This is a genomic window from Amycolatopsis sp. CA-211722 (genome assembly GCF_056828465.1).
Map to the genome: position 1 here is coordinate 2,419,232 of NZ_CP184752.1, position 22,912 is coordinate 2,442,143.

The 22,912-nt window shown below is 70.0% G+C and carries 18 protein-coding genes; 11 read left to right on the plus strand and 7 right to left on the minus strand.

Annotated elements, in window-relative coordinates; genetic code table 11:
* Positions 1-29 precede the first annotated feature (29 nt).
* Positions 30-1,205, minus strand: a complete 1,176-nt coding sequence (locus ACOCEP_RS11890) for a homogentisate 1,2-dioxygenase domain-containing protein (RefSeq protein ID WP_482337273.1) — start codon at positions 1,203-1,205, stop codon at positions 30-32.
* Positions 1,206-1,290: 85 nt separating this feature from the next.
* Between ACOCEP_RS11890 and ACOCEP_RS11895 the strand changes: the two genes are divergently transcribed.
* Together ACOCEP_RS11895 and ACOCEP_RS11900 are read left to right on the plus strand one after the other, a co-directional pair.
* Positions 1,291-2,145 (plus strand): hypothetical protein, encoded by an 855-nt coding sequence (locus ACOCEP_RS11895; RefSeq protein WP_016330606.1) that lies wholly within the window; start codon positions 1,291-1,293, stop codon positions 2,143-2,145.
* Between the two features lie 157 nt (positions 2,146-2,302).
* Positions 2,303-2,944 (plus strand): IclR family transcriptional regulator, encoded by a 642-nt coding sequence (locus ACOCEP_RS11900; RefSeq protein ID WP_482337274.1) that lies wholly within the window; start codon positions 2,303-2,305, stop codon positions 2,942-2,944.
* A gap of 4 nt (positions 2,945-2,948) precedes the next feature.
* Here ACOCEP_RS11900 and ACOCEP_RS11905 read toward each other — a convergent pair whose 3' ends face one another.
* Positions 2,949-3,611: a DUF998 domain-containing protein gene (locus ACOCEP_RS11905; protein WP_482337275.1), complete on the minus strand. Its 663-nt coding sequence runs from the start codon at positions 3,609-3,611 to the stop codon at positions 2,949-2,951.
* 88 nt (positions 3,612-3,699) lie between these two features.
* The gene (locus ACOCEP_RS11910; protein WP_482339692.1) at positions 3,700-4,287 is read right to left on the minus strand and encodes a TMEM165/GDT1 family protein; all 588 of its coding nucleotides are present in this window, start codon (positions 4,285-4,287) and stop codon (positions 3,700-3,702) included.
* 188 nt (positions 4,288-4,475) lie between these two features.
* On the opposite strand from ACOCEP_RS11910, the gene ACOCEP_RS11915 reads away from it, so the two are divergent.
* The 9 genes from ACOCEP_RS11915 (at position 4,476) to ACOCEP_RS11955 (ending at position 16,962) form a co-directional block, all read left to right on the plus strand.
* Positions 4,476-5,429, plus strand: a complete 954-nt coding sequence (locus ACOCEP_RS11915) for a S41 family peptidase (RefSeq protein ID WP_482337276.1) — start codon at positions 4,476-4,478, stop codon at positions 5,427-5,429.
* A gap of 81 nt (positions 5,430-5,510) precedes the next feature.
* Positions 5,511-7,022, plus strand: a complete 1,512-nt coding sequence (locus ACOCEP_RS11920; RefSeq protein ID WP_482337277.1) for a cytochrome ubiquinol oxidase subunit I — start codon at positions 5,511-5,513, stop codon at positions 7,020-7,022.
* Positions 7,023-7,387: 365 nt separating this feature from the next.
* Positions 7,388-8,395: a cytochrome d ubiquinol oxidase subunit II gene (gene cydB, locus ACOCEP_RS11925; protein WP_482337278.1), complete on the plus strand. Its 1,008-nt coding sequence runs from the start codon at positions 7,388-7,390 to the stop codon at positions 8,393-8,395.
* Positions 8,392-11,643: a thiol reductant ABC exporter subunit CydD gene (gene cydD, locus ACOCEP_RS11930; RefSeq protein ID WP_482337279.1), complete on the plus strand. Its 3,252-nt coding sequence runs from the start codon at positions 8,392-8,394 to the stop codon at positions 11,641-11,643. Before cydB ends, cydD begins: the two co-directional genes overlap by 4 nt.
* Positions 11,644-11,657: 14 nt before the next feature.
* Positions 11,658-12,803, plus strand: a complete 1,146-nt coding sequence (locus ACOCEP_RS11935) for a GAF domain-containing sensor histidine kinase (RefSeq protein WP_482337280.1) — start codon at positions 11,658-11,660, stop codon at positions 12,801-12,803.
* A gap of 86 nt (positions 12,804-12,889) precedes the next feature.
* Positions 12,890-13,516 (plus strand): excalibur calcium-binding domain-containing protein, encoded by a 627-nt coding sequence (locus ACOCEP_RS11940; RefSeq protein ID WP_482337281.1) that lies wholly within the window; start codon positions 12,890-12,892, stop codon positions 13,514-13,516.
* Positions 13,513-14,145: a class F sortase gene (locus ACOCEP_RS11945; protein WP_482337282.1), complete on the plus strand. Its 633-nt coding sequence runs from the start codon at positions 13,513-13,515 to the stop codon at positions 14,143-14,145. Before ACOCEP_RS11940 ends, ACOCEP_RS11945 begins: the two co-directional genes overlap by 4 nt.
* Positions 14,146-14,154: 9 nt before the next feature.
* Positions 14,155-14,781: a histidine phosphatase family protein gene (locus ACOCEP_RS11950; protein ID WP_482337283.1), complete on the plus strand. Its 627-nt coding sequence runs from the start codon at positions 14,155-14,157 to the stop codon at positions 14,779-14,781.
* 63 nt (positions 14,782-14,844) lie between these two features.
* Positions 14,845-16,962 carry an AAA family ATPase gene (locus ACOCEP_RS11955; protein ID WP_482337284.1) on the plus strand — a complete coding sequence of 706 codons (2,118 nt, stop codon included), beginning with the start codon at positions 14,845-14,847 and terminating at the stop codon, positions 16,960-16,962.
* Here ACOCEP_RS11955 and ACOCEP_RS11960 read toward each other — a convergent pair.
* The 4 genes from ACOCEP_RS11960 to ACOCEP_RS11975 all read right to left on the minus strand — a co-directional run bounded on the left by ACOCEP_RS11960 (position 16,943) and on the right by ACOCEP_RS11975 (position 22,833).
* Entirely contained in the window at positions 16,943-18,475 is a 1,533-nt protein-coding gene (locus tag ACOCEP_RS11960; protein ID WP_482337285.1) for a hypothetical protein, read from the minus strand. The two genes, ACOCEP_RS11955 and ACOCEP_RS11960, sit on opposite strands and share 20 nt — an antisense overlap.
* 71 nt (positions 18,476-18,546) lie before the next feature.
* Entirely contained in the window at positions 18,547-19,173 is a 627-nt protein-coding gene (locus tag ACOCEP_RS11965) for a response regulator (RefSeq protein WP_034309658.1), read from the minus strand.
* 9 nt (positions 19,174-19,182) lie between these two features.
* Positions 19,183-20,325 carry a hypothetical protein gene (locus ACOCEP_RS11970; RefSeq protein WP_482337286.1) on the minus strand — a complete coding sequence of 381 codons (1,143 nt, stop codon included), beginning with the start codon at positions 20,323-20,325 and terminating at the stop codon, positions 19,183-19,185.
* A 9-nt stretch (positions 20,326-20,334) separates the two neighbouring features.
* A complete protein-coding gene (locus ACOCEP_RS11975; protein ID WP_482337287.1) occupies positions 20,335-22,833 on the minus strand; it encodes a M14 family zinc carboxypeptidase in 2,499 nt (832 codons plus the stop codon).
* Positions 22,834-22,912 lie beyond the last annotated feature (79 nt).

A 22,912-nucleotide genomic window follows, 5' to 3' on the forward strand; every position in this document is an offset into this window, starting at 1 on the left:
ACCGCATTTAGAGGACTAAATGCATGCCGTCAGGCGCCAGGGCCCCGGCCGGACCAGGTCCACGCGTAGCCGTGATCCTCCGACGCGTCGGCCGCCTCACCGAGATCCAGCGGCGCGAAGGTGTCCACCATGACCGCGGTCTCGTCGAAGAACTGCGCCCCGATCGACGCCTCCGCCGCCCCGGGCTGCGGCCCGTGCGTGAAACCGGACGGGTGCAGCGAAAGCGAGCCGACCTCGATCCCGGAACCCTTGCGCGCCTCGTAGTTCCCGCGGACGTAGAACATCAGCTCGTCCGAGTCGACGTTCGCGTGGTTGTACGGCACCGGGATCGACTCGGGGTGGTAGTCGACCTTGCGCGGGCAGAACGAGCAGACCACGAAGTTCGGGCCCTCGAACGTCTGGTGCACGGGCGGCGGCTGGTGCACGCGGCCGGTGATCGGCTCGAAGTCGTCGATGTTGAACACCCACGGGTACAGGCAGCCGTCCCAGCCGACGACGTCGAACGGGTGGGTCGCGTAGGTGTACCGCGTCAGCCCGGCGCGGTGCCGCACGAGGACCTCGACGTCGGTGCCGTCGACGACCAGCGGCTCCGACGGGCCGCGGATGTCGCGTTCGCAGTACGGCGAGTGCTCCAGGAACTGGCCCTTCGCCGACAGATACCGCTTCGGCGGGCCGATGTGGCCGCGCGCCTCGATGGTCAGCAGCTTCACCCCGTCGCCGTCGTGCGGGAGCACCCGATAGGTGCACGACGTCGGAATGACGAGGTAGTCGCCGTCGCCGACCTCCAGCGAACCGTAGATCGTCTCGACGGTCGCGCCGCCGCCCTGGACGTAGAACAGCTCGTCGCCCGCGGCGTTGCGGTACAGCGGCGACGGCTTGGTCGCGTGGACGAAACCGATGGTGACGTCGGCGTTGCCGAACAGCCGCCGCCGGTCGGTGACCGCGTCGGCCTCGCCGAACTTGAGGTCGTGGGTCTTGAAGGCGCGAGGCTTGAGCGGGTGGTTCGGGGCGATCGGGCCGCGCTCGTCCTCGATCGCGACGGCGTCGACGATCGCGGTGGGCAGGCCGCGGTGATAGAGCAGCGCCGAGTCCGCCGAGAAGCCCTCGACACCCATCAGTTCCTCGGCGTACAGGCCCCCGTCGGGCTTGCGGAACGCCGTGTGGCGCTTGTGCGGGATCTCGCCTACCTGCCGGTAGTAAGGCATCGGAATCTCCCCGGAACGTGTCCGTTGTGCGAACGATTTTGTCCTCATGTCGTACGCTACTAGCGTGTCAGTCGTGTCAAGCGCTGTGGAACTCACGCCACCCGGCCCCCGAGGAATCCCTCCCCTGTTCGCGCGGCTCGTCGACGACTCGGCGTTGTTCCCGCCCGGTGAGGCGTCCATGCCCGAAGCGCTGCGTGCGCACTTCGCGTCGAGGGCCGGTGAACACTCCGGCGTCCTCGGCGTGTTCCTGTGCCAGGCGTCGCGGCTGCCCGAGCTCATCACGGAGCTCATCAAGATCAAACCCAAGGAACCGCTGCCGCTGTCGCTCATCATCGACACCGGCCTCGGCGGCGTCCCGAAGGCGATTTCGATCGTCGAGTCGCGCAGCGAGATCCTCAGCCTGCGCATGGTGGAGATGCCGGCGCCGTCGGACGTCGACGAGGTCTGGCTGGAGCGCGTCTCCGAGTTCGTGCCCGAGGACGTCATCCGCGTGGTCGAGCCGCGGCGCGGCGTCGGCTGGCTGGACGGCGTGCGGAAGGTGATCGAGCACGGCAGCTGGCCGAAGATCCGCTGCGGGGGCAAGGCGGGCGAGAACTTCCCCAGCGTCGACGAGGTCGCCGACTTCCTCGCCGTGGTCAGCGGCTCGACCGGGGCGTCGTTCAAGGCGACGAACAGCCTGCACCGCGCCGTCCGGCACACCGAGGAGTCGAGCGGGTTCACCCACCACGGGTTCCTGAACCTGATCGTGGCGTCCGCGCGCTGCCTCTCGGGCGGTGACGTGCGCGCCGCCCTCGAATCGACCGACGGCGCCGCGCTGGCCGCCGAGGCCAAGGGGATGTCGGACGAGGCGGCGAAGGCCGTTCGCGGGCTCTTCGCCTCCTACGCGGCCGCCTCGTTCGACGAGCCGGTCGCCGACCTCGGAGAACTCGGGCTGCTGTGAATATCGCGCTGCCGCTATCGCGCTGCCAGGGCGCTCGTGACCGTCGATGGTCACGTGTTCTTGGAGGGCGCCCTGTCATCGCGATAGCGGGGCCTTCGGCCGAAAGGCGCGACTTCAAGGGATCAAGGGACCTTTGGTCGCTTCGGGCGGGTCGGCCGTGACCCGCGAAGGGTCACTCACCCTCGACCGGGGCCTCGCCTTGTTGCAGGCCGTGGCGGACGCCGGTGGCGAGGCGGCGACGATCTCCGAACTCGCCGTCGCCATCGGCGCGAGCCGGGCCGCCGTCTACCGGCTGCTCGTCCCGCTGTCCGAGCGTGGCCTGGTGTGGCGCGACGGCAACAAGGTGCGGCTGGGAGTCGGCCTGCTCCGGCTCGCCGGACAGGTCCTCCCGCAGCTCCGCGAGGCCGCGAGGCCGGTCCTGCGTGAGCTGGCGGAGAAGGTCGGCGCGACGGCGCACCTGTCGGTCGCGCAGGGGGACCAGGCACAGGCCGTCGCGGTCGTCGAACCGTCCTGGACGAGCTTTCACGTCGCCTACCGCGTCGGGACCCGGCATCCGCTGTCCGCCGGCGCCGCGGGCAAGGCGATCACGCTGCGTCCCGGCGGCGGCGAAGGCTGGGTCACCTCGTCGGGTGAGCTGGAGGCGGGGGCGTCCGGGGTCGCCGCGCCCGTTCGCGGGGTGCCCGGCCTGAAGGCGAGCGTCGGCGTCGTGTCCCTCGAGCCACTGGAGGCGTCCGTGGTGGGCCCGGCGGTCGTGGCGGCCGCAGTCCGGCTGGCCGAGGTGCTGAAGCAGCCCGAGTAGCGCGTCAGCGGTGGCTGAGCAGCGGGCGGACCATGGTCGCCAGCAGCGTGAGATCGACCGCGAACAGCAGCCGCTCGAACAGGCCGAGCGTGACCTCCTGATGCGACGGACCGGTGACCATCGTCCAGACGAACCCGCCGAGCACGATCACCACCGCGGCGAAGCTGGCCACCGAAAGCCGCCGGATCGTCGTGCGGCGCGGCTCCCACGGGCATCGCGCCCGGCCGCGGCGGGTCAGCACCCAGGCGGCGGCGGGCAGCGCGAGGAAGGCCGCGAGCGCCGCGTAGTTGTGGATCTGCCCGGCCAGTGACCGGGCCTGGCCCTCAGGGTCGACGGGGACGAGCGCGAGGACGAACAGCCCGGCGCACCACACGCCGAGGAGGGCGAGGACGGACTCGTAGCCCCGGCGGTGCGCTTTCGCGATCCCGCCGAGCAGCGCGAGCGAGCCGAAGCCCAGCGCCAGGCACATCGCGCCGAACAGCGGGGCCGCCGTCGAGCCGGGCGAGAGGTAGCCGTAGACGTACTCGGACAGCGTCTGCCAGACCGGGCTGACCTGGCTGGACAGCCTCAGGTGCAGGTCGATCGAGATGGCGACCGCGACGGCCATGCCGAAGACCGCCAGCCTGCCGTGCACAGGGGAAACGGCAAGCGTCTTCGGCGAGGTCACGACCGGTTTCTCCAGGCAAGTCGGGGCGGGTGTTCACCTTTTCGTTCCCGAAAGGTTACCCGGCGACCCTGTGAAGAACCCGTGCGGTTCAGAACACCAGCTGGGCCAGCGCGAACAGGGAGAACCCGGCGAAGACGAACCCGGCCACACGCTGGATGAGCTTGGGGCGGATCCGGCTGCGGACCTTCGCGCCGATGAAGACGGCGAGCCCGGCGACGGCGACAAGCGCGGCGAACGAGCCGATGGCGACCGCGAACGGATTGCCGAAGCGGGCCGTGAGACTGGCCGTCGCGAGCTGGGAGGCGTCACCCCATTCGGCGGCGAACAGCACACCGAACGACGTCAGCGCGGAGCGGAAGAAGGTCGCCGGGCCCGGGCCGGAACGCGACGCGTCCTCTCCGCCGTCCTTGGCGGGACTGAACCCTTCACGAAGCAGCATGAACGCGCCGATACCGAACATCGCGGCGACGATCACGGTCACCAGTGTCTCCGGCAGCAAAGTGAGCACACTGCCGAAGGTGGCGGCGATCGCGGATTGCACGGCGAATGCGGCGGTGACCCCGGCGAATACCGGCCACGCGCGGAAACGGGTGGTGAGAACGAGGGTGGCGACGAGGGTCTTGTCCGGTAGCTCCACGGCCAGTACCAGGCCAAACGCGCTGATCAGCGCCAACATCGAGCTCGACATGACAGTGCTTCACCCCTTTCACTGCAACGATAAAGGGGCGATTCAGAGAAAGGCAAGCTGATGGCTTTTCCGAATCGCCCGGCATGTGCGGGCGAATTGTTTTTCGCGGCCGGGCTGAATTGGGATTTCGGCAAACCGAATTCTTTTTTCCGGCTCCACTGGTAGCGTCCGGGCGCATGGACGAGAGAGCGCGGATCGAGGACGTGTGCAAGCGGCTGAAGGAGCACTACGTGTTCCCCGACGTCGCCGAGAAGCTGACCGTGTTCCTGCGGGCGCGGTTGCGTGACGGCGCGTACGCGGGGCTCGACGATCAGGCGTTCGCCGTCGCGGTCACCGCGGATCTGCAATCGGTCAACGGGGACAAACACCTGCGGCTACGGCACCACGTCGATCCGCTGCCCGAGGTGGACGGGGAGTCGTTCGATCCCGAGCGGTACCGGCGCGAGGCGGAGCTGAACGGCCACGGCATCGCGTCGGCGCGGCGGCTGGCGGGCAACGTCGGCTACCTGGAGACCAAGCTGCTCTACGGGGCGGACGTCGCCGGCGAGGCGCTGGCCGCGGCGATGACGCTGCTCGCGACCACCGACGCGCTGATCATCGACGTCCGGGAGAACCGGGGCGGGGATCCGATGGCGGTCGCACTGATCATCAGCTACCTGGTCGGCGAGCCGACGCATTTCAACAGTATCCATCTGCGCGACGGCGACGTGACGAACCAGTTCTGGACACTGCCGTACGTACCGGGCCGCAAGTTCGGCGCGGACAAGCCGGTGTGGGTGCTGACCGGGCCGACGACGTTCTCCGGTGCCGAAGATCTGAGCTACTCGTTGCAGCAACTGGGGCGGGCGAAGACGGTCGGCGCGGTCACCGGTGGCGGGGCGAACCCGCGGCGTCAGTACAAAGTGGACACCCATCTGGATGTCACCGTCCCGGGTGGACGGGCCGTGAACCCGGTCACGGGGACCAACTGGGAAGGCGTCGGCGTCCAGCCCGATATCGCCGTCGACGTCGAGGCCGCTTTCGACACGGCGTACGCGTTGGCGCTGGAACAGGTGCTGACGCTGGGGGATTCGGGCGTGCGGCGGCAGGTCGCCGACGAGGCGAGGCTCACTCTCGCCGGCCTCGGCTGACCTGGGCGCGGGACCTACGTCCCGGCGAGATCGGGACCACTTGGACTGGCGGGCGCATCGGGCGTTGAGCAGGCTTGAGGCGTGGAAGTTCTCGATCTCGCTCGATGGCAGTTCGGTATCACCACCGTCTATCACTTCCTGATGGTCCCGCTGACCATCGGGCTTTCCGTCCTGGTCGCCGGGATGCAGACGGCCTGGGTCCGCACGGGTGATCAGCGGTACCTGAAGATGACCAAGTTCTGGGGGAAACTCCTGCTGGTCAACTTCGCGATGGGCGTGGTCACCGGAATCGTGCAGGAGTTCCAGTTCGGGATGAACTGGAGCGCGTACTCGCGGTTCGTCGGTGACGTGTTCGGCGCGCCGCTGGCGATGGAGGGGCTCGTCGCGTTCTTCGTCGAGTCGACCTTCCTCGGGCTGTGGATCTTCGGCTGGGACAAGCTGCCGAAGAAGGTCCACCTGGCGTGCGCGTGGGCGTACTCGCTGGCGACGGTGGCGTCCGCGTACTTCATCCTGGCGGCGAACTCGTGGATGCAGCATCCGGTCGGGGTCGAGTTCGTCGATGGGAAGCCGACGATGAACTCGATCTGGGCGGTGCTGACGAACAACACCGCGCTGGCCGCGATCCCGCACACGCTCGCGGGCGCGTTCTCGGTGGCGGCGGCGTTCCTGGTCGGTGTCGCGGGCTGGCAGCTGTGGCGCAAGCGTTCGGAGGACGACGAGCACCGCGCGGTGTGGCGTTCGTCGTTGCGTCTCGGCGGCTGGACCGGTGTGGTGGCGTTCGCGGTGCTGGCGATCACCGGCGACCTGCAGGGCAAGCTGATGTTCGAGCAGCAGCCGATGAAGATGGCGTCGGCGGAAGCGCTGTGCCACACGGAGAAGCCGGCGAGTTTCTCGATCATCGCGATCGGCGACGTGCGCGGCTCGAACTGTGAGGACGTCAAGACGTTCAACGTGCCCGCCCTGCTCTCGTTCTTGGCGCACAACGACTTCACGACCGAGGTCAAGGGCGTGGAGAACCTGGTGACCGAGTACCAGGCGAAGTACGGCACGAACTACCCGGACGACCCGCAGCTCGGTTCGCTGGCGGGCAAGCCGATCGACTACGTGCCCAACCTGCCGGTGACCTACTGGGGTTTCCGCGCGATGATCGGCTTCGGCGCGATCTCGGCCGGGATCGGGGTGCTCGCGCTGTGGCTGACCCGGCGCGGGCGGATCCCCGGGCGACGCTGGTTCCCGTGGCTCGTGCTCGGCGGGATCGCGACGCCGTTCATCGGCAACAGCGCCGGCTGGATCTTCACCGAGATGGGCCGTCAGCCGTTCGTGGTGGTGCCGAACCCGACCGGTGTCGACGGGGTGTGGATGTTCACCGCGCAGGCGGTCTCGAAGTTGTCCACAGGCGAGGTCTGGACGTCGCTGATCGCCCTGACGACCGTCTACGCGGTGCTCGGCGTGGTCGAGGTCTACCTGATGAGGAAGTACGTGCGGGGCGGCGTCGACGCCGTCATGCCACCTAAGAAACCAGCCTCGACCAGCAAGAACGACGATGCGAAAGGCGGTGACGGCGATGACGACGCGCTGGCCTTCGCCTACTGATCGCCTCTTGATGTCACCTACCCAGCCCCCCGCCCTTCCCGGGGGACGGCCCCGCACCCAGCGTATCAGGGGTATCGCTCAGGCGGGTTACCCACAGCGGATCTGTGGACAACTTGAGCGGTTGTGGATAACTCAGGGCGACCGGGGGACGTTCAGGCGGTCTGGGGCGATGGAGGCGGGTTGCGAAAGCCACTTTCGCAACGCTCAAGGTTGCGAAAGTGGCTTTCGCAACCCTTGGGCCGGCCACACGCCAGGGCAAGCGCAGAGCAGCCCGACCGTTCCGGGCGGGCTGAAAGCGTCCTTCACCGCGTCGCATGCGGGCAAAGCGTCCTTCAGCCCCCGGAAGCCAGGAAAGTGAGCATCCGATGACCCTCGAAACGATCTGGTTCTGCGTCATCGCCCTCTTCTGGCTCGGCTACCTCTTCCTCGAAGGCTTCGACTTCGGCGTCGGCATGCTCATGCCGGTCCTCGCGAAGGACAACACCGAGCGCCGCGTCATGGTCAACACGATCGGCCCGGTCTGGGACGGCAACGAGGTCTGGCTGATCGTCGCCGGCGGCGCGATGTTCGCCGCGTTCCCCGGCTGGTACGCGTCGCTGTTCTCGGCCGCCTACCTGCCGCTCCTGGTGGTCCTGCTCGCCCTCATCGGCCGCGGCGTCGCGTTCGAGTACCGCGGAAAGGTCGACTCCGACCGCTGGCGCCGCAACTGGGACCGCGTCATCGGCATCGGTTCGTGGGTCCCGCCGTTCGGCGTCGGCCTGCTCCTCGCGACCACCGTCCTCGGCCTCCCGCTCGACGCCGACGGCGACCGCGTCGGCGGCCCGTTCGCCGCCCTCAGCCTCGAAACCCTGCTCGGCGCGATCGCGGTGGTCGGGTTCTCGCTGGTCCACGGCGCCGCGTTCCTCGCGCTCAAGACCGAAGGCGACCTCCGCCATCGCGCCCGGAACCTCGCCACGCGCCTGCTCCCGGTCGCGCTGCTGCCGTTGCTCGCTTTCCTCATCGTCGTGCAGTTGCGCTCGGGTGATCTGTGGACGCTGTTCCTCGTCGGTGTCGCCGTCGTCGCCGCGGTCCTCGCGTGGTTCAAGATCCGCGCCGGTCGCGAAGGACAGGCGTTCGCCGCGCTCGGCGGGGTCATCGGCGCCGCCGCGGTCGCGATCTTCGTCGCGCTGTACCCGAACGTCCTGCCGTCCACTTTGGACCCGGCGAACACGCTGACGATCGCGGGCGAGGCGTCGAGCCCGTACACGTTGACCGTGATGACCTGGGTCGCGCTGTTTGGCGCGCCCGCCGTCCTGATCTACCAGGGCTGGACGTACTGGGTGTTCCGCAAGCGCATCGGCACCCGGCACATCCCACCGGTGCACGCACCATGACCGAACTTCCCGGCCGCGACACCCTTTCCGCCACGGAGTCCACAATGGACTCAGCGCGACCGGGGAAGGGTCCGCTCGGCGCGCTGGCTCCACTTTCGAGTGCGGCGCGCCGGGCGTTGATCCTCAGCGGGATCCTGTCCTTCGTCAACGCGCTCTTGCTGGTGGGACAAGCGTTCCTGCTGGCCGACGTCCTCTCCGCGGTCGTCCGCGGAACACCGGGGGACCGCACCGCCCAGCTGGCCGTGCTGCTCGCGCTCGTCGCAGGGCGCGCGTCGACCGGCTGGGCGGTGCGGATCGTTTCCGTTCGCGCGGCCGCCCGCGCGAAGGAGGAGCTGCGCGCCAAAGCCCTCGACCACGCCTTGAAACTCGGCCCGGAATGGATCGCGCGCCGCGGTCACGGCGAGCTGACGTCGTTGACCACCAAGGGACTCGACGCGCTCGACGCCTACTTCACCCAGTATCTCCCGGCACTGGTGACCGCCGCGATCGTGCCGCTCGCCGCCGGTGTCGCGATCCTGTTCGCCGACTGGCCGTCGGCCCTGCTCGTCGTGATCACCGTGCCGCTCGTGCCGATGTTCGCGATCCTGATCGGCAAGCACACCGCCGAGCGCGTCGCCGAAGCCGCCGACGCCGAACAACGGCTGTCCGGGCATCTGCTGGAACTCGTCCGCGCGCTGCCGATCCTCAGCGCGTTCCGCCGCGCCGGGGCGCAGGCCGAGACGGTCCGGAAGATCTCCGAACGTCATCGCCGCACGACGCTCAAGACGTTGAAGGTCGCGTTCGCGTCGGCGTTCGCGCTGGAACTGATCGCGACGCTTTCGGTCGCGCTGGTCGCGGTCGTGATCGGCGTCCGCCTGGTCTCCGGCGAACTGCCGCTGGCCATCGGGCTCGGCGTGCTGATCCTCGTGCCGGAGTGCTACCAGCCGCTGCGCGCGGTCGGCGCCGCGTTCCACGCCAGCGAAGACGGCGTCGAGGCCGTCCGCCGCGTCGCCGACGTGCTCGCGGAACCCTTGCCGCCCAACGGTTCCGGGGCGACCACCAAGGGCGAGATCGACGTCCGGGGCCTGCGCGTCGCCAGGCGCGGCGGATTCGCGCCCGACGGCGAGACGTTCAGCGTCCGGCCCGGTGAGATCACCTGGCTGCGCGCGCCCAGCGGCGGCGGCAAATCGACGACGCTCGCCACGCTGCTCGGTTTCGTGCAGGCGCACGACGGGACGATCACCGTCGCCGGTACCGACCTCGCCGACGCCGACCTGGAGCGCTGGCGCGAGAACGTCGCCTGGGTGCCGCAGTCGCCGGTGTTCGGCGGGGGCACCGTCCGCGAGGAGGCCGGCGGCGAAGACTTCCTCGGTGAACTCGGGCTGGCCGGGCTCGCCGAACGGCCGGTTTCGAAGCTTTCACAGGGACAACGCCAGCGCGTCGCGGTGGCGCGGGCGTTGACGCGGGTCCGCGCGGGCGCATGGCTGCTCCTGCTCGACGAACCCACCGCCCACCTCGACGAGGCCAACGCCTCGCGCGTCATGGCCGCCGTCCGGAAGGCCGTCGGCCACGGTGCCGCCGCGATCATCGCCGCCCACGAGCGCACTTCCGGTGTCGACATGTCGACCACGGCGACGGTCGACTCCGGAACCACTGAAGACGGACAGACCGTCAGGCCGCTGCCTTGGCGCGACCTGCTGCACCCGAGGTTCTTCGGTGGCGCGTTGCTCGGTGCCGCCGCATTGCTCGCCGGGGTCGCGCTGACCGCGCTTTCCGGCTGGCTGATCGCCAAGGCGTCACAACAGCCGCCGATCCTGACCCTGACGGTGCTGATCGTCGGCGTGCGGACGTTCGGCCTCGCCCGCGCGGGGCTGCGCTACCTCGAACGGCTGGTCACGCACGACGCCGCGTTCCGGATCGCCGGAAGCCTGCGCGTCCGGCTGTGGGACTCGCTGGTGCGGCTCGGCCCGGCTCGCGCGCTTCGGGCCGGTGAGGAACAACGACGGCTCGTCGGCGACACCGACACCGTGCGCGACCTGCTCCCGCGGGTGATCACGCCGCTGATCGTGGTCGCGCTGGTGGCCGTCGGCGCCGTCGCGGTCCAGGCCACCGTGCTGCCCGAAGCCGGGCTCGCGCTGGCCGCGGCCGTGCTGGTCAGCGCGTTCGCGCCGCTGCTCGCGCTCCGGGTGGAACGCCGCGCGACCAGTGCGCTGGCCGCCGGACGGCGTTCGGTGTCGGCGCAGGTGCTGAGCCTGTTCGAAGCCGCCGCCGAACTGATCGCGTACGGGGTCGACAAAGAGCGACGTCGCCGAATCGCCACGACCGACGCGGCGCTGACCGCCGAAGCCCGGCGACAGGCCTTCGGCGCCGGCGCGGCCGACGCCCTGATCATCCTGGCGACGGGGGTCGCCACCGTCGTGAGCACCGGGTTCGCCGTGAGCGCCGTCGCCGCAGGCGCGCTGAACCCGGTCCTCGCGCCGGTGGTCGCCTTGGTGCCGCTCGCACTGGCGGAGGTCCTCTCCCTTCTTCCGCCCGCCGCGCAGCACTGGGACACCCTGCGCCAGGCCCGTCTGCGCCTCGCCGCGTGCAATGAACGGTCCGTTCCTTGCAAAATTCGCAAGGAAAGCCCCGTTCCTGACACCGGCGGGGTGCGGATCCGCGACGCCGACCTCGGCTGGCCCGGCACCGAGCACCCGGTCCTCACCGGCGTCGACCTCGACATCGCGCCCGGCACGCACGTCGCCGTCGTCGGCCCGAGCGGCGCCGGGAAGTCGACGCTCGTCGCGGCCCTGCTCGGTTTCCTCAAGCCGAGCAAGGGTGACGTCGCCGTTCCCGAGAACGTCGCCTGGGCGCCGCAGGAGCCGATGCTCGTCTCGACCACGGTCGCCGAGAACCTGCGCCTGGCCAAGCCGACGGCATCCGAGGCCGACCTGCGGAAAGCCTTGTACCAGGCGGTTCTCGAGGACGTCGAGCTCACGACGATGCTCGACAGCGCCGGCGCCGGGCTCTCGGGCGGGCAGGCGCAGCGGGTCGCGCTGGCACGGGCCGTGCTCGGTGCCGCGCGGGCCGATCTCGTCCTGCTCGACGAGCCCACCGCCCATCTCGACGAGCCGACCGCGCGCGCCGTCCGCGAACGGCTCGGTGAGGCGCTCGCCGGGAAGACCGTCGTCCACGTCACGCACAACGCCGCCGAAGCCGACGGCGCGGACGTGATCCTGGAGGTGCGGGAGGGCCGCGTCACAGCGCGCGCGATGGCCGGAGCCGACTAATGTCGATAGCGCTCATGGATCCCACGCTTGCCGCGCGCGCACTGTCCGCCGCCACCGAGATCACCGGCACCGCCCTGTCGGGTGAAGACCCGGGCGACGTGCTGGAGACCGTGGTCGCCCGCGCCGTCGAACTGGCCGAGGCCGACCTCGGTCTCGTCATGGTGCGCGCGGACGACGGCCAGGTGGTCGCCGAGGCGGCGCACGGGGACACCACCCAAGGGCTCCGGGGGCTGGCTTTTTCCGCCGATTCCGCCGCGGGTCAGGTCGCCAGGGGCGGGAAACCGGTGGTCAGCGAGGATTTCACCGTCGACCCCCGCACGGCGCCGTTCGTGCCGCCGGAGCTTCAGGGCTTCGGGCCTTTCGCCGCGTCGGCGTTCGGCGCGGGCGGGCGCGTGCTCGGCGCGCTCACCGTGTACCGCCGCCACGGCGGGGAACCGTTCTCCGCCAGCACGGTCGAGGTGCTCACGGCGTTCGCCGCGCAGGCGGGTGTGGTGCTGGCGCTCGCGGAAGGCGCCAACGCCCGGCATCGCGTCACCCTCTATCAAGAGCGTGAACGCATCGCGCGCGAGCTGCACGACGTCATCGTGCAGCGACTTTACGGCGCCGGGATGCAGCTCGACCGCGTCCGCAAGAACATGCGGAAACGGTTCGCGCAGGCCGACGGCGCGCGGCTGTCCGAGGCGATCGACCAGCTCGACCAGACCATCGAAGAGATCCGTGGCACGGTGCGCGCCCTGCGCAGCCCGGAACCCGCGAACCAGCCGGTCACCGCCACCGACCTCGCCGAGTCCGCACGCGGCGAAGTACGGATCGCGGGCGAGCTGCTCGGCTACCCACCGACCCTCGAACTGTCGGGCGAGCTGGCCGACATCCCCGCCGAACAGGCGGACCACATCCGCGCGGCCCTGCGCGAAGCACTGTCCAATGTGGTCAGACACTCCGGCGCGAGCGAGACCCGCGTGACCCTCAGCCGGGACGTGGAAGGCGTCAAGCTCCGCGTGCGGGACAACGGATCCGGTGTTCCGCAGGGAGTGGCCAAACGCGGTCTCCGGCATCTCGCCGAACGAGCGACGACATCCGGCGGGCGCTTTTCGATCAATTCCTCCCCGAGTCTGGGGACTTTGGTCGCTTTCGACGTTCCGCTCGATCAAAACGGGTGAAATTAACGGTAACAGCTGGAGCCGGTGCGCGACTGTAAGTGCATCGAACGCGCTCGGAGCGCGAATTCCCAGTGAAAGGACTCCCCATGTCCTCGGTTCGTCGCGCCCTCGGCACGGCTGTCATCCTCGCCGGATTCTCCTTGTTCGGCCCCGCTTCCGTGGCGTTCGCGCTGGCGGAAGCGCCCTCGATCGCCGACCTGGACTGCGGGAACTTCCAGTTCCAGGAAGAGGCGCAAGCCGTACTCGAGAAGGATCGATCCGATCCGCACGGGCTCGATCGAGACAAGGACGGTGTCGCCTGCGAAGACCTTCCCAAGCGCGGAACGGTGCCGTCCGGAACGACCACGCCCACCGCGCCGCCGAGCACCACGAAACCGCCGAGCACCACGAAAACGACGGCGCCGCGATCCACCGACAAGGATTGCGCCGATTTCCCGTCACAGGCCGCCGCGCAGGCCGAGCTCGAGAAGAATCCGCGGGACCCGCACAAGCTCGACGGTGACCACGACGGATACGCCTGCGAATCCCGGTTCGGCGAACCGGCGAAATCGGGCCAGGTCAAGGTCAAACCCGTCGGCGGCGTCGCGACCGGCGGCGGAGAGGCCAACGGTGGCCCCCTGGAGGTCGCCGCGGTCGCGCTGACCGGCGCGGCCCTGCTGACCGCGACGGCGGCGGGCGCGTCCCTGGTGCTCCGGCGGCGTGCCGAACGATGACCGGGGCGTTCTGGCGCCGGTGGCCGTTTCCACTGGTCATCGGCGCCCTCATCGGGGTGGTGTGCGCGGTCGTGCTGACCGCGTGCGCCGTTCCGCCGCCGGGCAAGGTCGCGGCGCCGGCGCCGCCAACCACCATCTCCTCGGCGACGCCTTCTCCTACGGCTGTCTCCCCGCTCGCGCCCGCCCGGCCCGCGAAGCTCGAAATCCCCGCGATCGGGGTCCGCACCGGCGAGATCATCGACCTCGGCCTGGCCGGTGACGGCACCCTGGAGGTGCCGCACGACGCGATCACCACGGGTTGGTTCACCGGTGGCCCGGCACCCGGCGAGATCGGGCCGGCCGTCCTCGCCGGACACGTCGACTACAAGAAGATCCCCGGCGTCTTCGTCCGGCTCAAGGAACTGAAGGCCGGCGACCAAGCCCTCGTCCACCGCGAGGACGGGATCACCGCGGTGTTCACCGTGTACGCCGTCGAAAGGCATGCGAAGGCGTCCTTCCCCACGGAGAAGGTCTACGGCGACACGACCGGGCCCGAACTGCGCCTGATCACCTGCGGCGGTGATTTCGACTCCTCGACCGGCAACTACCTCGACAACGTCATCGCCTATGCGAAGCTGACCCGCGTTTAGATTCGGAGGATGCGCACCGTCTACGTCGTCACGCATCCGGAGGCCACCCACCACGTCGACCGCCTGGTGGGTGGCTGGTTCGACGCCGAACTCACCCCCGACGGTGAACGCGCGGCCGCGGTCGTCGCCGAATCGCTGCGGACGAAGGTGCCGGACGAGGTGGAGCTCTACTCCTCGGATCTGCGCCGCACCGCGCGGACCGCGGAACTGATCGGCGAACGGCTCGGCGTGGCCCCGATCCTGGACCGGCGGCTGCGCGAGAAGTCGTATGGGGAAGCCGGCGGCAAGCCGCAGGAATGGCTCGACAGCAGGTTCGTCCCGCCGCCCGCGTCCGGCGACCGGCTGGGGCACGACGAGGGAATCCCCGGCGCCGAAACGAAAGGCGCGATGGCGGCCAGGGTGTACGCGGCCATGGAGTCGATCCTGGAAAGCCGTTGCGAACACCAGATCGTCGTCACACACGGCGGTGCGCTCACCTTCGTGATCGCCGCGTGGATCCGGATGCCGCTCGAATCGGCCGGGTACGTCGACTTCCGCGCTTCACCCGGCAGTGTCACGGTGCTGCGCGAGGACGACTTCTTCCACAACCGGCAGGTCGTGATCGGCCGTCTCCCGACCGGAGAGGCCGATCGTTGATAGCCTCGGTACGAGCCGTGACGAGGGGAACACGCCGTGTGGGAAGCCGTTCTGGGTGAAGCCGTGAAAGCGCTGGCGGTCGGCGCCGCCGGCGGGGTGAAGGACCTGGTGGCCAAGCGGCTCGCCCGGCGCCGCACCGCACAGGACGTCGAGGCGCTGCTCGCGGATCCCGGCAGCGCCGAGCGCGCGGTCCGGGAACTGGTCGAAACCGATCCCGGATTCGCCGAGCGGCTGCAGGAGATCCTCGCCGGAGACGGCACCGGCGTCCGCGACGTGCCAGGCGCGCCCGCGCATTTCGTCGACCGCGACAGGGAACGGCAGAGCGCTTCGGGGCCGGGCGTCCACGTCATCACCGGTCCGCGCGGGGCCGGGAAGAGCGCGCTCGTGTACCGGCTCGCGGACGACCTCCGCGACCGGTATCCGGATCAGGTCTACGTCGACCTCGCGGACTATCGCGACGGCACCGTGCTGCGCCGCTCGGAGGTGGCGACCAGGGTCCTGCGCGCGCTCGGGGTCGAGACGAATCTGGTGACCACGAACCCCGCCGAGCTGTGGGCCCAGTACCGGTCGGTCACCGCCCGGCGCCGGTTCCTCCTGGCACTGGACAACGCCGAAGTGGCCACGGACGTCCGCGAGCTGATCCCTCCGTCGCCGTCGAGTCTCGTGCTGGTGACCGCCATCCGCCAGGACGACGACCTGCTGGCCGGCACTGTCGCCGCGCCGATCGAACTGGACTCCCTCGAACGGGATTTCGCCCTCGAACTCCTCGGCAAGGCGTCGGATCCGGCGGCCGTCGAGGCGGAACGCGACGCCGCCGCCGAGCTGGCCGCCCTGTGCGACCACATGCCGTTCGCCCTGGTGCAGGCGGGAATCCGGATCCGCAAACGGCTGCGGCGTGGGCCCGGCGTGGTCGCGTCGGTACTCGCCGATTTCCGGCGGACCGGGGTGCTCGGGGGCGTCGACGTCATCGCGATGGCGTTCGAGCAGTCGTTCGCCGAGTTGTCCGCCGACGCCGCCGAGCTCTGCGAACTGCTGGCCGCCCATCCCGGGCCCGATTTCACGACGGCGTCGGCGGCCGCGGTCTTCGGAAGACCCGCCGGAGACGCGCTCGACGAACTCACGGACGCCGGGTTCCTGGCGCCCACGGGCACTCCTCGGCAGCGGCTGTTCAACCTGATCCGGGAGGGGGCGCGCCGGCGCGGGACCAGGGACGTCGCGACCGATCGGGCGTTGGTCTTCTTCCGTGACCAGGCCGTCGCCGCGGACCACCGCACCAGCCCGGATCGCCTGCGTTGCTACGAGCCGGTTTCCGTGCCCGCCCCGGATTTCGAGGGCAAGGCGCCGCTCGACTGGGTCGAGGACGCGCGGGAAACCTATGGCGCGCTGGCGTTTCAGGCCTACGAGCGGAAACGGGACGTCGAACTCGGGCAGATCTGCGGCGCGCTGGAAGTGCTCATGCTCAACCGCGGGCATCACCGGCTTTTCGCCCACATCAACCACTTCGGCCTCCTTGCGGCGAGGCGGCACGGCGAACCGGCGCTGACCACGAGGATTCTCAGCCAGCAAGGCCGTACTTTCTTCTTGCTGCACGATTTCGACCGCGCCCAGCCGCTGCTGGAAGAGGCGCTCGAAACGGTCCGGACCCTGGACGATCCCGCGCTGGAGTCTTCCGTGCAGGAGTTCTGCGGCCGGTTTCACGAAGAGAAGGGGCTTCTCCCGGCGGCCGCGGACTTCCTGTGGCGAGCCGTGACGCTGGACCGCGCGATGGCCGAGGCGGGCCGCCGGTCACTCGGCATCCACACCCGCATGCTGGCGAACGTGCTGCTGAAGGCCGGCGCGTACGAGCACGTCTGGGCGTTGCTCGCCGAGTCAGCGCAGCAGTTCCCCGCGTCGGACAGCCGGAACCTCGGCCGGGTGTCCATGGTGCGGGCCAAGTACCTCCGGACGGTCGGCCACTACGACGACGCCGAACGCGAACTGCTCGCAGCGTGGCGGCTGGTTTCCGGTGCGACGCAGTACACGGCCGAGTTCGAGGAGGAGTTCGGCAGGCTTTCCGCGGCGCGCGGGGACCACGGCCGGGCGCACACGCATTTCCAGCGTGCCTGGCAGACGTACTTCGACGCGGGGCATCCGCGGGAGGCGGAGTTCCGTTCGGTCCTGGCTAACACCGGGCGACGGTGACGGGCCGCCCGCCGACCGTGTGCGTCCCTTCGACATCCGCGTGCGAGGCGAGCAGAAGGTAGAGATGACTCGCCAGGAGGGTCGGGTCGGTTTCCGCCGACAGCAGGAAATCGCCGCGGTCCCGGACCCGCGCGAGACAGCCGCCGGGGGCGGGAGCGGCGACGAGCCGGGCGAGCGGCCAGTGGGTGAGCAGCTCGTCGAACCGGCCGGGATCCTCGGCGAACACGATGGCCGCGCCGTCCAGCTCGCGCAGCGTCGCTTGATCCGCGTGGGCGAGAACATGCCGGTGGCGCAGGCCTTCCGGCCGGGTGGCAGCGGGAAACCGGACCAGCTTCCCGGTTTCGTCCCGGCCGGCGGCGAGCGCCGCCACCGGATGGGTCACCGGTGCCGGATCGGGTACGGGCGGGAAGCCCGGCTGAGGATCGGGCCGCGTCAGGTTCACCAGGTCGTAGAGCACATCTCCCAGCCGCGGACCGCTCGCGGCGTCTTCGACGGCTTGGTCGACGATCGGCCGGTAGCGCTCCGGGACATGGGTCTCGATGGCCGCGTCGATCTGCTCTCGAAGCCCTTCGCCCGCCACTTCCGCCGCGACCCGGGTCAGCATCGCGAGCGGCGAGTCGTCCACCGTCGTGGTGGCGGCGGACGCGGTGAGAAGCACGGGTTTGCCCGCCGCGGCGGCGTAAAGCGCGGCGGATCCCTGGTCGGAGAGCACGAGGTCCGCGGCCAGCAACGCGGCCTGCCAGCCGTGATCCGGGGGAACGAGGGTGAGCCCGGCGGCGAGGTCCGGCCGTAGCCACGACTCCAGCTGCCACGGGCTGTGCGCCGCCCACACGCCGGGATGCAGGGTGAGGACGATCTGGTAGTCGTCGAGCGGCAGTTCGGCCAGCAGCCGGTGAGGCAGGCGCGGATGCGTGGCGTAGAGCGAATGCCGGCCCCAGGTCGACGCGATCGCGACGACCTTCCGGTTCCCGGCGCCGAGCGCCGCGCGATACGCCGCCACCCGGTGCCTGCTCGCCAGCATCCGGTCGTGGCAGGGATCGCCGACGACGACCGCCCGGTCCAGCGCCTCCGGGCAGGCCGACTTCAGCTGTTCCCGTTGCACGGAGTGCGAAAGCGCGATCGCCGCCGGGATCACCCGGTCGTGGTGCACGAGCCGATCCGGATCCATCCCCGACGTGACCCGTCCGCCCGGGTAGTACTTCTGGTAACCGATTCCGTGCGGCACCAGCAGGATCGGCCCGTTCAGCTCGTGCAGGGCGTCGTTCTCGCTCGCCGCGAGAATGAGGTCGAAGGTGTTCTTCGCGGCCTGCTCCCACGGGGTGACGGCGACACGCAGGGCACGCAACGCGTCACTCACGCCGGCCGATAGGATCCCCGGCCGCGCCTCGTCGAAGGTGAAGGTGGTCTGGATCCGGAGATCGGCGCTCGTCAGGGTCAGGATGTCCTGGAGCCGGTTCAACGTCGTCAACGTCCGGACGACCACGAGGAGCTGTCGTTCGGGAGCGTTGGTCAACCAGGAGCGGAACCCCGGCTCGACCGGGACCTTCGGCCAAAACGACGGGGGGGGGGTACGTATTTCGCGCACTACCTGTCCCGGCGCGCGATCCACGCCGCGGCCTGCGTGCGGCGCTGCATGCCCAGCTTCGCGAGGACCGACGTCACGTAGTTCTTCACCGTCTTCTCGGCGAGGAACAGCCGCTCCGCGATCTCGCGGTTGGACATGCCCTGCCCGATCAGCTCCAGCACCTCGCGCTCGCGTTCGGTGAGGGAGCCGAGCTCGTCCTCGGGTGGATGCCGCAGCTTGTCGAGCACCCGCGCCGTCGAGAGCGGATCGAGCAGGGACCGGCCGGCCGCGACCTCGCGGACCGCGTTGACGACGTCCTGGCCGCGGACCTGTTTCAGCAGGTACCCGGCCGCGCCGGCCATGATCGCGCCGACCATGGCCTCCTCGTCGTCGAACGCGGTCAGCATCAGGCACTGCGGCGGGTTCGGCTTCGACCGCAGTTCACGGCAGAGCGCGATGCCGTCGCCGTCGCCGAGCCGCACGTCGACCACCGCGACGTCCGGCTCGACGTGCATCGCCACGGCCAGGGCCTCGTCGACCCCGCTCGCCTCGGCGACCACCTCGATGTCGGGCTCGTCGGTGAGGAGGTCACGCAGGCCGCGCCTCACCACCTCGTGGTCGTCGATGAGCAGCACCTGGATCGGCATACCCCCACGTTACTTCGTCGCGACGGCGACCACCCCGTCCACCAGCGTTGACGGCAGACCGGACCGCTCGCCCAGCCAGCGCGCCCACGTCGGCAGCAGCGCCTGCGCGGCGGGCCGGACGGGGTCGTCCGCCCAGTCGCCGATCAGCGCGGTGATATGACCGAGCCGGTCCGGCGACACCGCGAACCAGGTAGCCGGGACGACGCCCTCCATCCACTCGGCGGCCAGCTCTTCGACCACCAGATCGTCGGGCTCGTTACCGAAGGTCTCGAGGTGCCAGGCGTTGAAGGGGACGGTCATCACCGTCGGGTCGATGTCCGAGTAATAGGAGCGGATCGGCGGCAACCGCAGGCCGCGGTTCTTCAGCGCGGTATCGAGGGTCAGGTACCGCCGTTCGGCGCGGTACCAATTGTCCAGGACGGTGCGCGATTCGTCGCCGAGGATGTCCAGCGAGCGGTTGACGAGACCGTCCAGACGGCCCGGGTCCGTGACCGGTCTGGGCACCGCCGTCCCGCCGAAACGCTTCCGCCATGCTTCGGCCGCCCGGTCGAGCGAGTCGTGGACGCCGCCACCGACGAGGCGGGGAATCCACGACGTGTCGATTTCGAACTCGTACACCGTTGTGGCCGCGTCACCGGGGTAGGAGAACGTCGCGAACACGCCGAGGCGCGTTCCGTAGACATCCTGGAGTTCCCAGACGTCGCCCGTCGCCTTGATCTTCGCGGCCAGCTGGGGCCATTCGGGCAGGACTTCCGACCGCAATGCCTTCCGCAGCCTGCTCACGCTCGCGCGCACGAACGACTCGAAGCCCGGTGGGGAGATCGCGCTCATCCCCTGTAGCAGCAGCCAAAGCTCCTGGCGCGGCTCCGCGTTCGCCGCCGCGAGCACGACGGCTTCGAAGAACAGGTCGAAGTCCAAGCCGTCGTTCTCGCCTTGAATCGCCCGGTGCAGCTCGGCTCCGAGCAGCGAGGCCGTCGCCTCCTCGAGTTCGCGAGGGCTTTGCGCCTTCAGGAGAACGCCCGCCTCGTCGAGGGCGTTCTCGATCGCCCCCGGCATCCAATCCGGCAGGGCCGCAGGCTCCATGGCCTGCGGCCTCTGCGCCCTTGCCGGCTTCTTGTTCTTCTTCGGCTTCCGGCCACGGGATACGGGCATACCCCCACGTTACTTCGCGGCGGCCCAGTAAATCGCCTTGGCCACCTGCGAGTACAAGCCCTTCGGGTGATCGCGGAACAGCGGTTCGGTGCCGAACAGCACCGCCCGTCCGCCGAGCCCCGAGGTCCCGGACACGACCGAGGCCTGTCCCGCCGCCTGCAGCGGCCCGCCCGTGCCGTCGTCCCGCGTCCGCCAATGCCCCGCGACCAGCGGATTCCCGCTCGCGTAGCGCTGCTCGACGGTGACCGAGGAGCCGAGGTCGGTGAACCAGAACGGCCCGTAGACGAACGAGTCCGGCAACGCGCCACTACCCACCGGCCCGGTCCCGTTGACGACCGAAACGACGCCGTTCCCGTCTTCCCAGCCCGCGACCGGACGTGCTTCGAGAAGCCCCGCGTCGGTGTTGAACCGCGCGCCCGTGGCACCGCGGGTGACCACGCCGCCGCGAGCGAGGAAGGCGCGCAAAGCGTCCTTCGCGGCCGGGGTGAGGTCGGTGTACCGCAGTCCCGATGAGACGAACAGCAGGTCCACCCGGGACCAGTCGAAGCCCGCGTTGAGCACCGCCGCCGACACCGGCCGCACGTCGAAGCCCATGTCCCGCAGCGCTTTCAGCTCGTCCGGGCCGACCGCTGCCGCGATGGTCTTGCGCGACAACGGCGTCGCCGTCCCGCTCGCTTCGGTGAACCGGACGCCGTAGCGGTCCGCCACCTCCGCGGCGGCCTGCCGCGCCGACGCGGGAACGACGACCGTGCCGTCGTCGGTACGGCCGAGGGCGAGGCCGCGGTTCAGCAGGTCGTTGACGGCGCTGACGTCCTTGCCGTCGACGAGCTTCAGCGCGAGGTCACGGCCCGGCGCGGCGTCGACGCCACCGGTCGGCGACGCGGCGACGACGTCGTGCGCCCGGAGGTCGAGGCGGCCCTGCTTGACGATGTCGACCGACGCGCCCCACAGCAGGCGATGGCTCCAGCCGGAGATGTCGTACATGACCGGCACCTTCGCCGAGATGTCGCTGCCCTGCTCCAGCATCACGTTCGCCAGGCCGCGTTTCGGCTGGTGCATGTCGACCACGTACGAACCGGCCGGATACCGGCGTCCGGCCAGCGAGAACGGACGATCCGCCTGGCGGACACGGACGTCGTTGGCCACCAGGTGGTCGACCAACCGGGAAGCGGCGACGGCGGAACGCTGGTCCGCGCCGCCGGGGACGACGTACGCGCGCGGGAACTCGGTGCGGTAGCGGTCTTCCGGTCCGAAACCGGGCACGAACCCGTCGGGGATCTCGCGCTGTGCCTCACCCGCCGTACCGCGGCGGAACATCTCGATCTGGTTCGCGATGAGCTCGCCGCGGTTGCGGTCGACGTAGGTCAGCGTGCTGCCGATGGTGGCCTCGACGACCTCGGTGTTGATCACCGCGCGCCGCTGAAGCTCGGCCACCGGCTGCGTCTCGTAGTCCGCGTTGTTGACCCGCATCGGGATCTCGATCGTGAAGGACACCGCGCCGTGGTACATCGCGTACTGGGCGGTGTAGATCGGCGCCCAGCCGTCCCAGCTGCCGGGTTCGTAGTCGCGGAACGGGATCTCGGGCTTCGCCGTCTCCGGCCGTCCGAGCGCCTGGACCGCCTTCTCCATGCCGAGCCCGTTCGCGTATCCGTGCTTGATGTAGAGGTCGAAATCGTAGTTCTGGCCGTGCGGCGGCGTGGTCGGCTCGATGAGCGTGTTCGCGACGTACCCGTGTTCGTCCAGCATCATCAGCGGCTGCTTGCCGATGGCGATCCCGCGCATGGCCCGCACCTCCGGCTGCGACGCGGTGACGAAGTCGCGGTTGGGGTCGAAACCCTGCGACGTCTGCCGCGTGCCGGCGACGCGACCGTCCGGATTGGCCGTGACGTTGAAGTAGAACCGGTTCCGTTTCAGCAGTTCGGCGGTCTTGCGGTCGTTCGACGTCGCCAGCTTCTCGATGACCCGGAGCGCGCCGTCGGTGCCTTCCCATTCGTTGCCGTGGATGTTGTTGTTGATCCACACCGGCGCCTTGTAGCCATGGCGCAGGAACGGGTCGCGCGCGGCGCGGGCCGGGTCGTTCTCGATCAGGGACCGCCAAGCGTCCTGCCGCCGCGTCTCGGACGGGCTCTCCGGCGCGGTGATCGTCACCAGGTAGAGGTCCCGGCCGAGGCCGGACTGCCCGGCGATCTCGACGGAGATCCGGTCACTGCGCGCTTGCAACGCGTTCAGCTTCGGCGCGATCGCGTGATACGGCGCGAGCCCGAGCTTGATCGACTTGTCGGCCGTGTTCTCCGGGTACACGCGCAGTTTCGTCTTGCGCGGGTAGCCGGAACGATCGCCCGCGACGTTCTCGCCCGCCGCGGCCCGCGCGACGCTCATCGGCTGGTCGGTCGCGGCGATCTCGTTGCGTTCCGGCCCGTTGCCAGGGTCCCGATGCGTCGTCGGGGGCGGCGCCGCATAGGCCGGCGCGGCGACCGCGCTCAGGGACAGCACAAGGGCCAGGAACACGGTGCGAGCCGAACGCGACAAGGGCCACCTCCAGGGACGTCGGCACAGTGTTTCCGCCGAACGAACGCCCCACAAGACC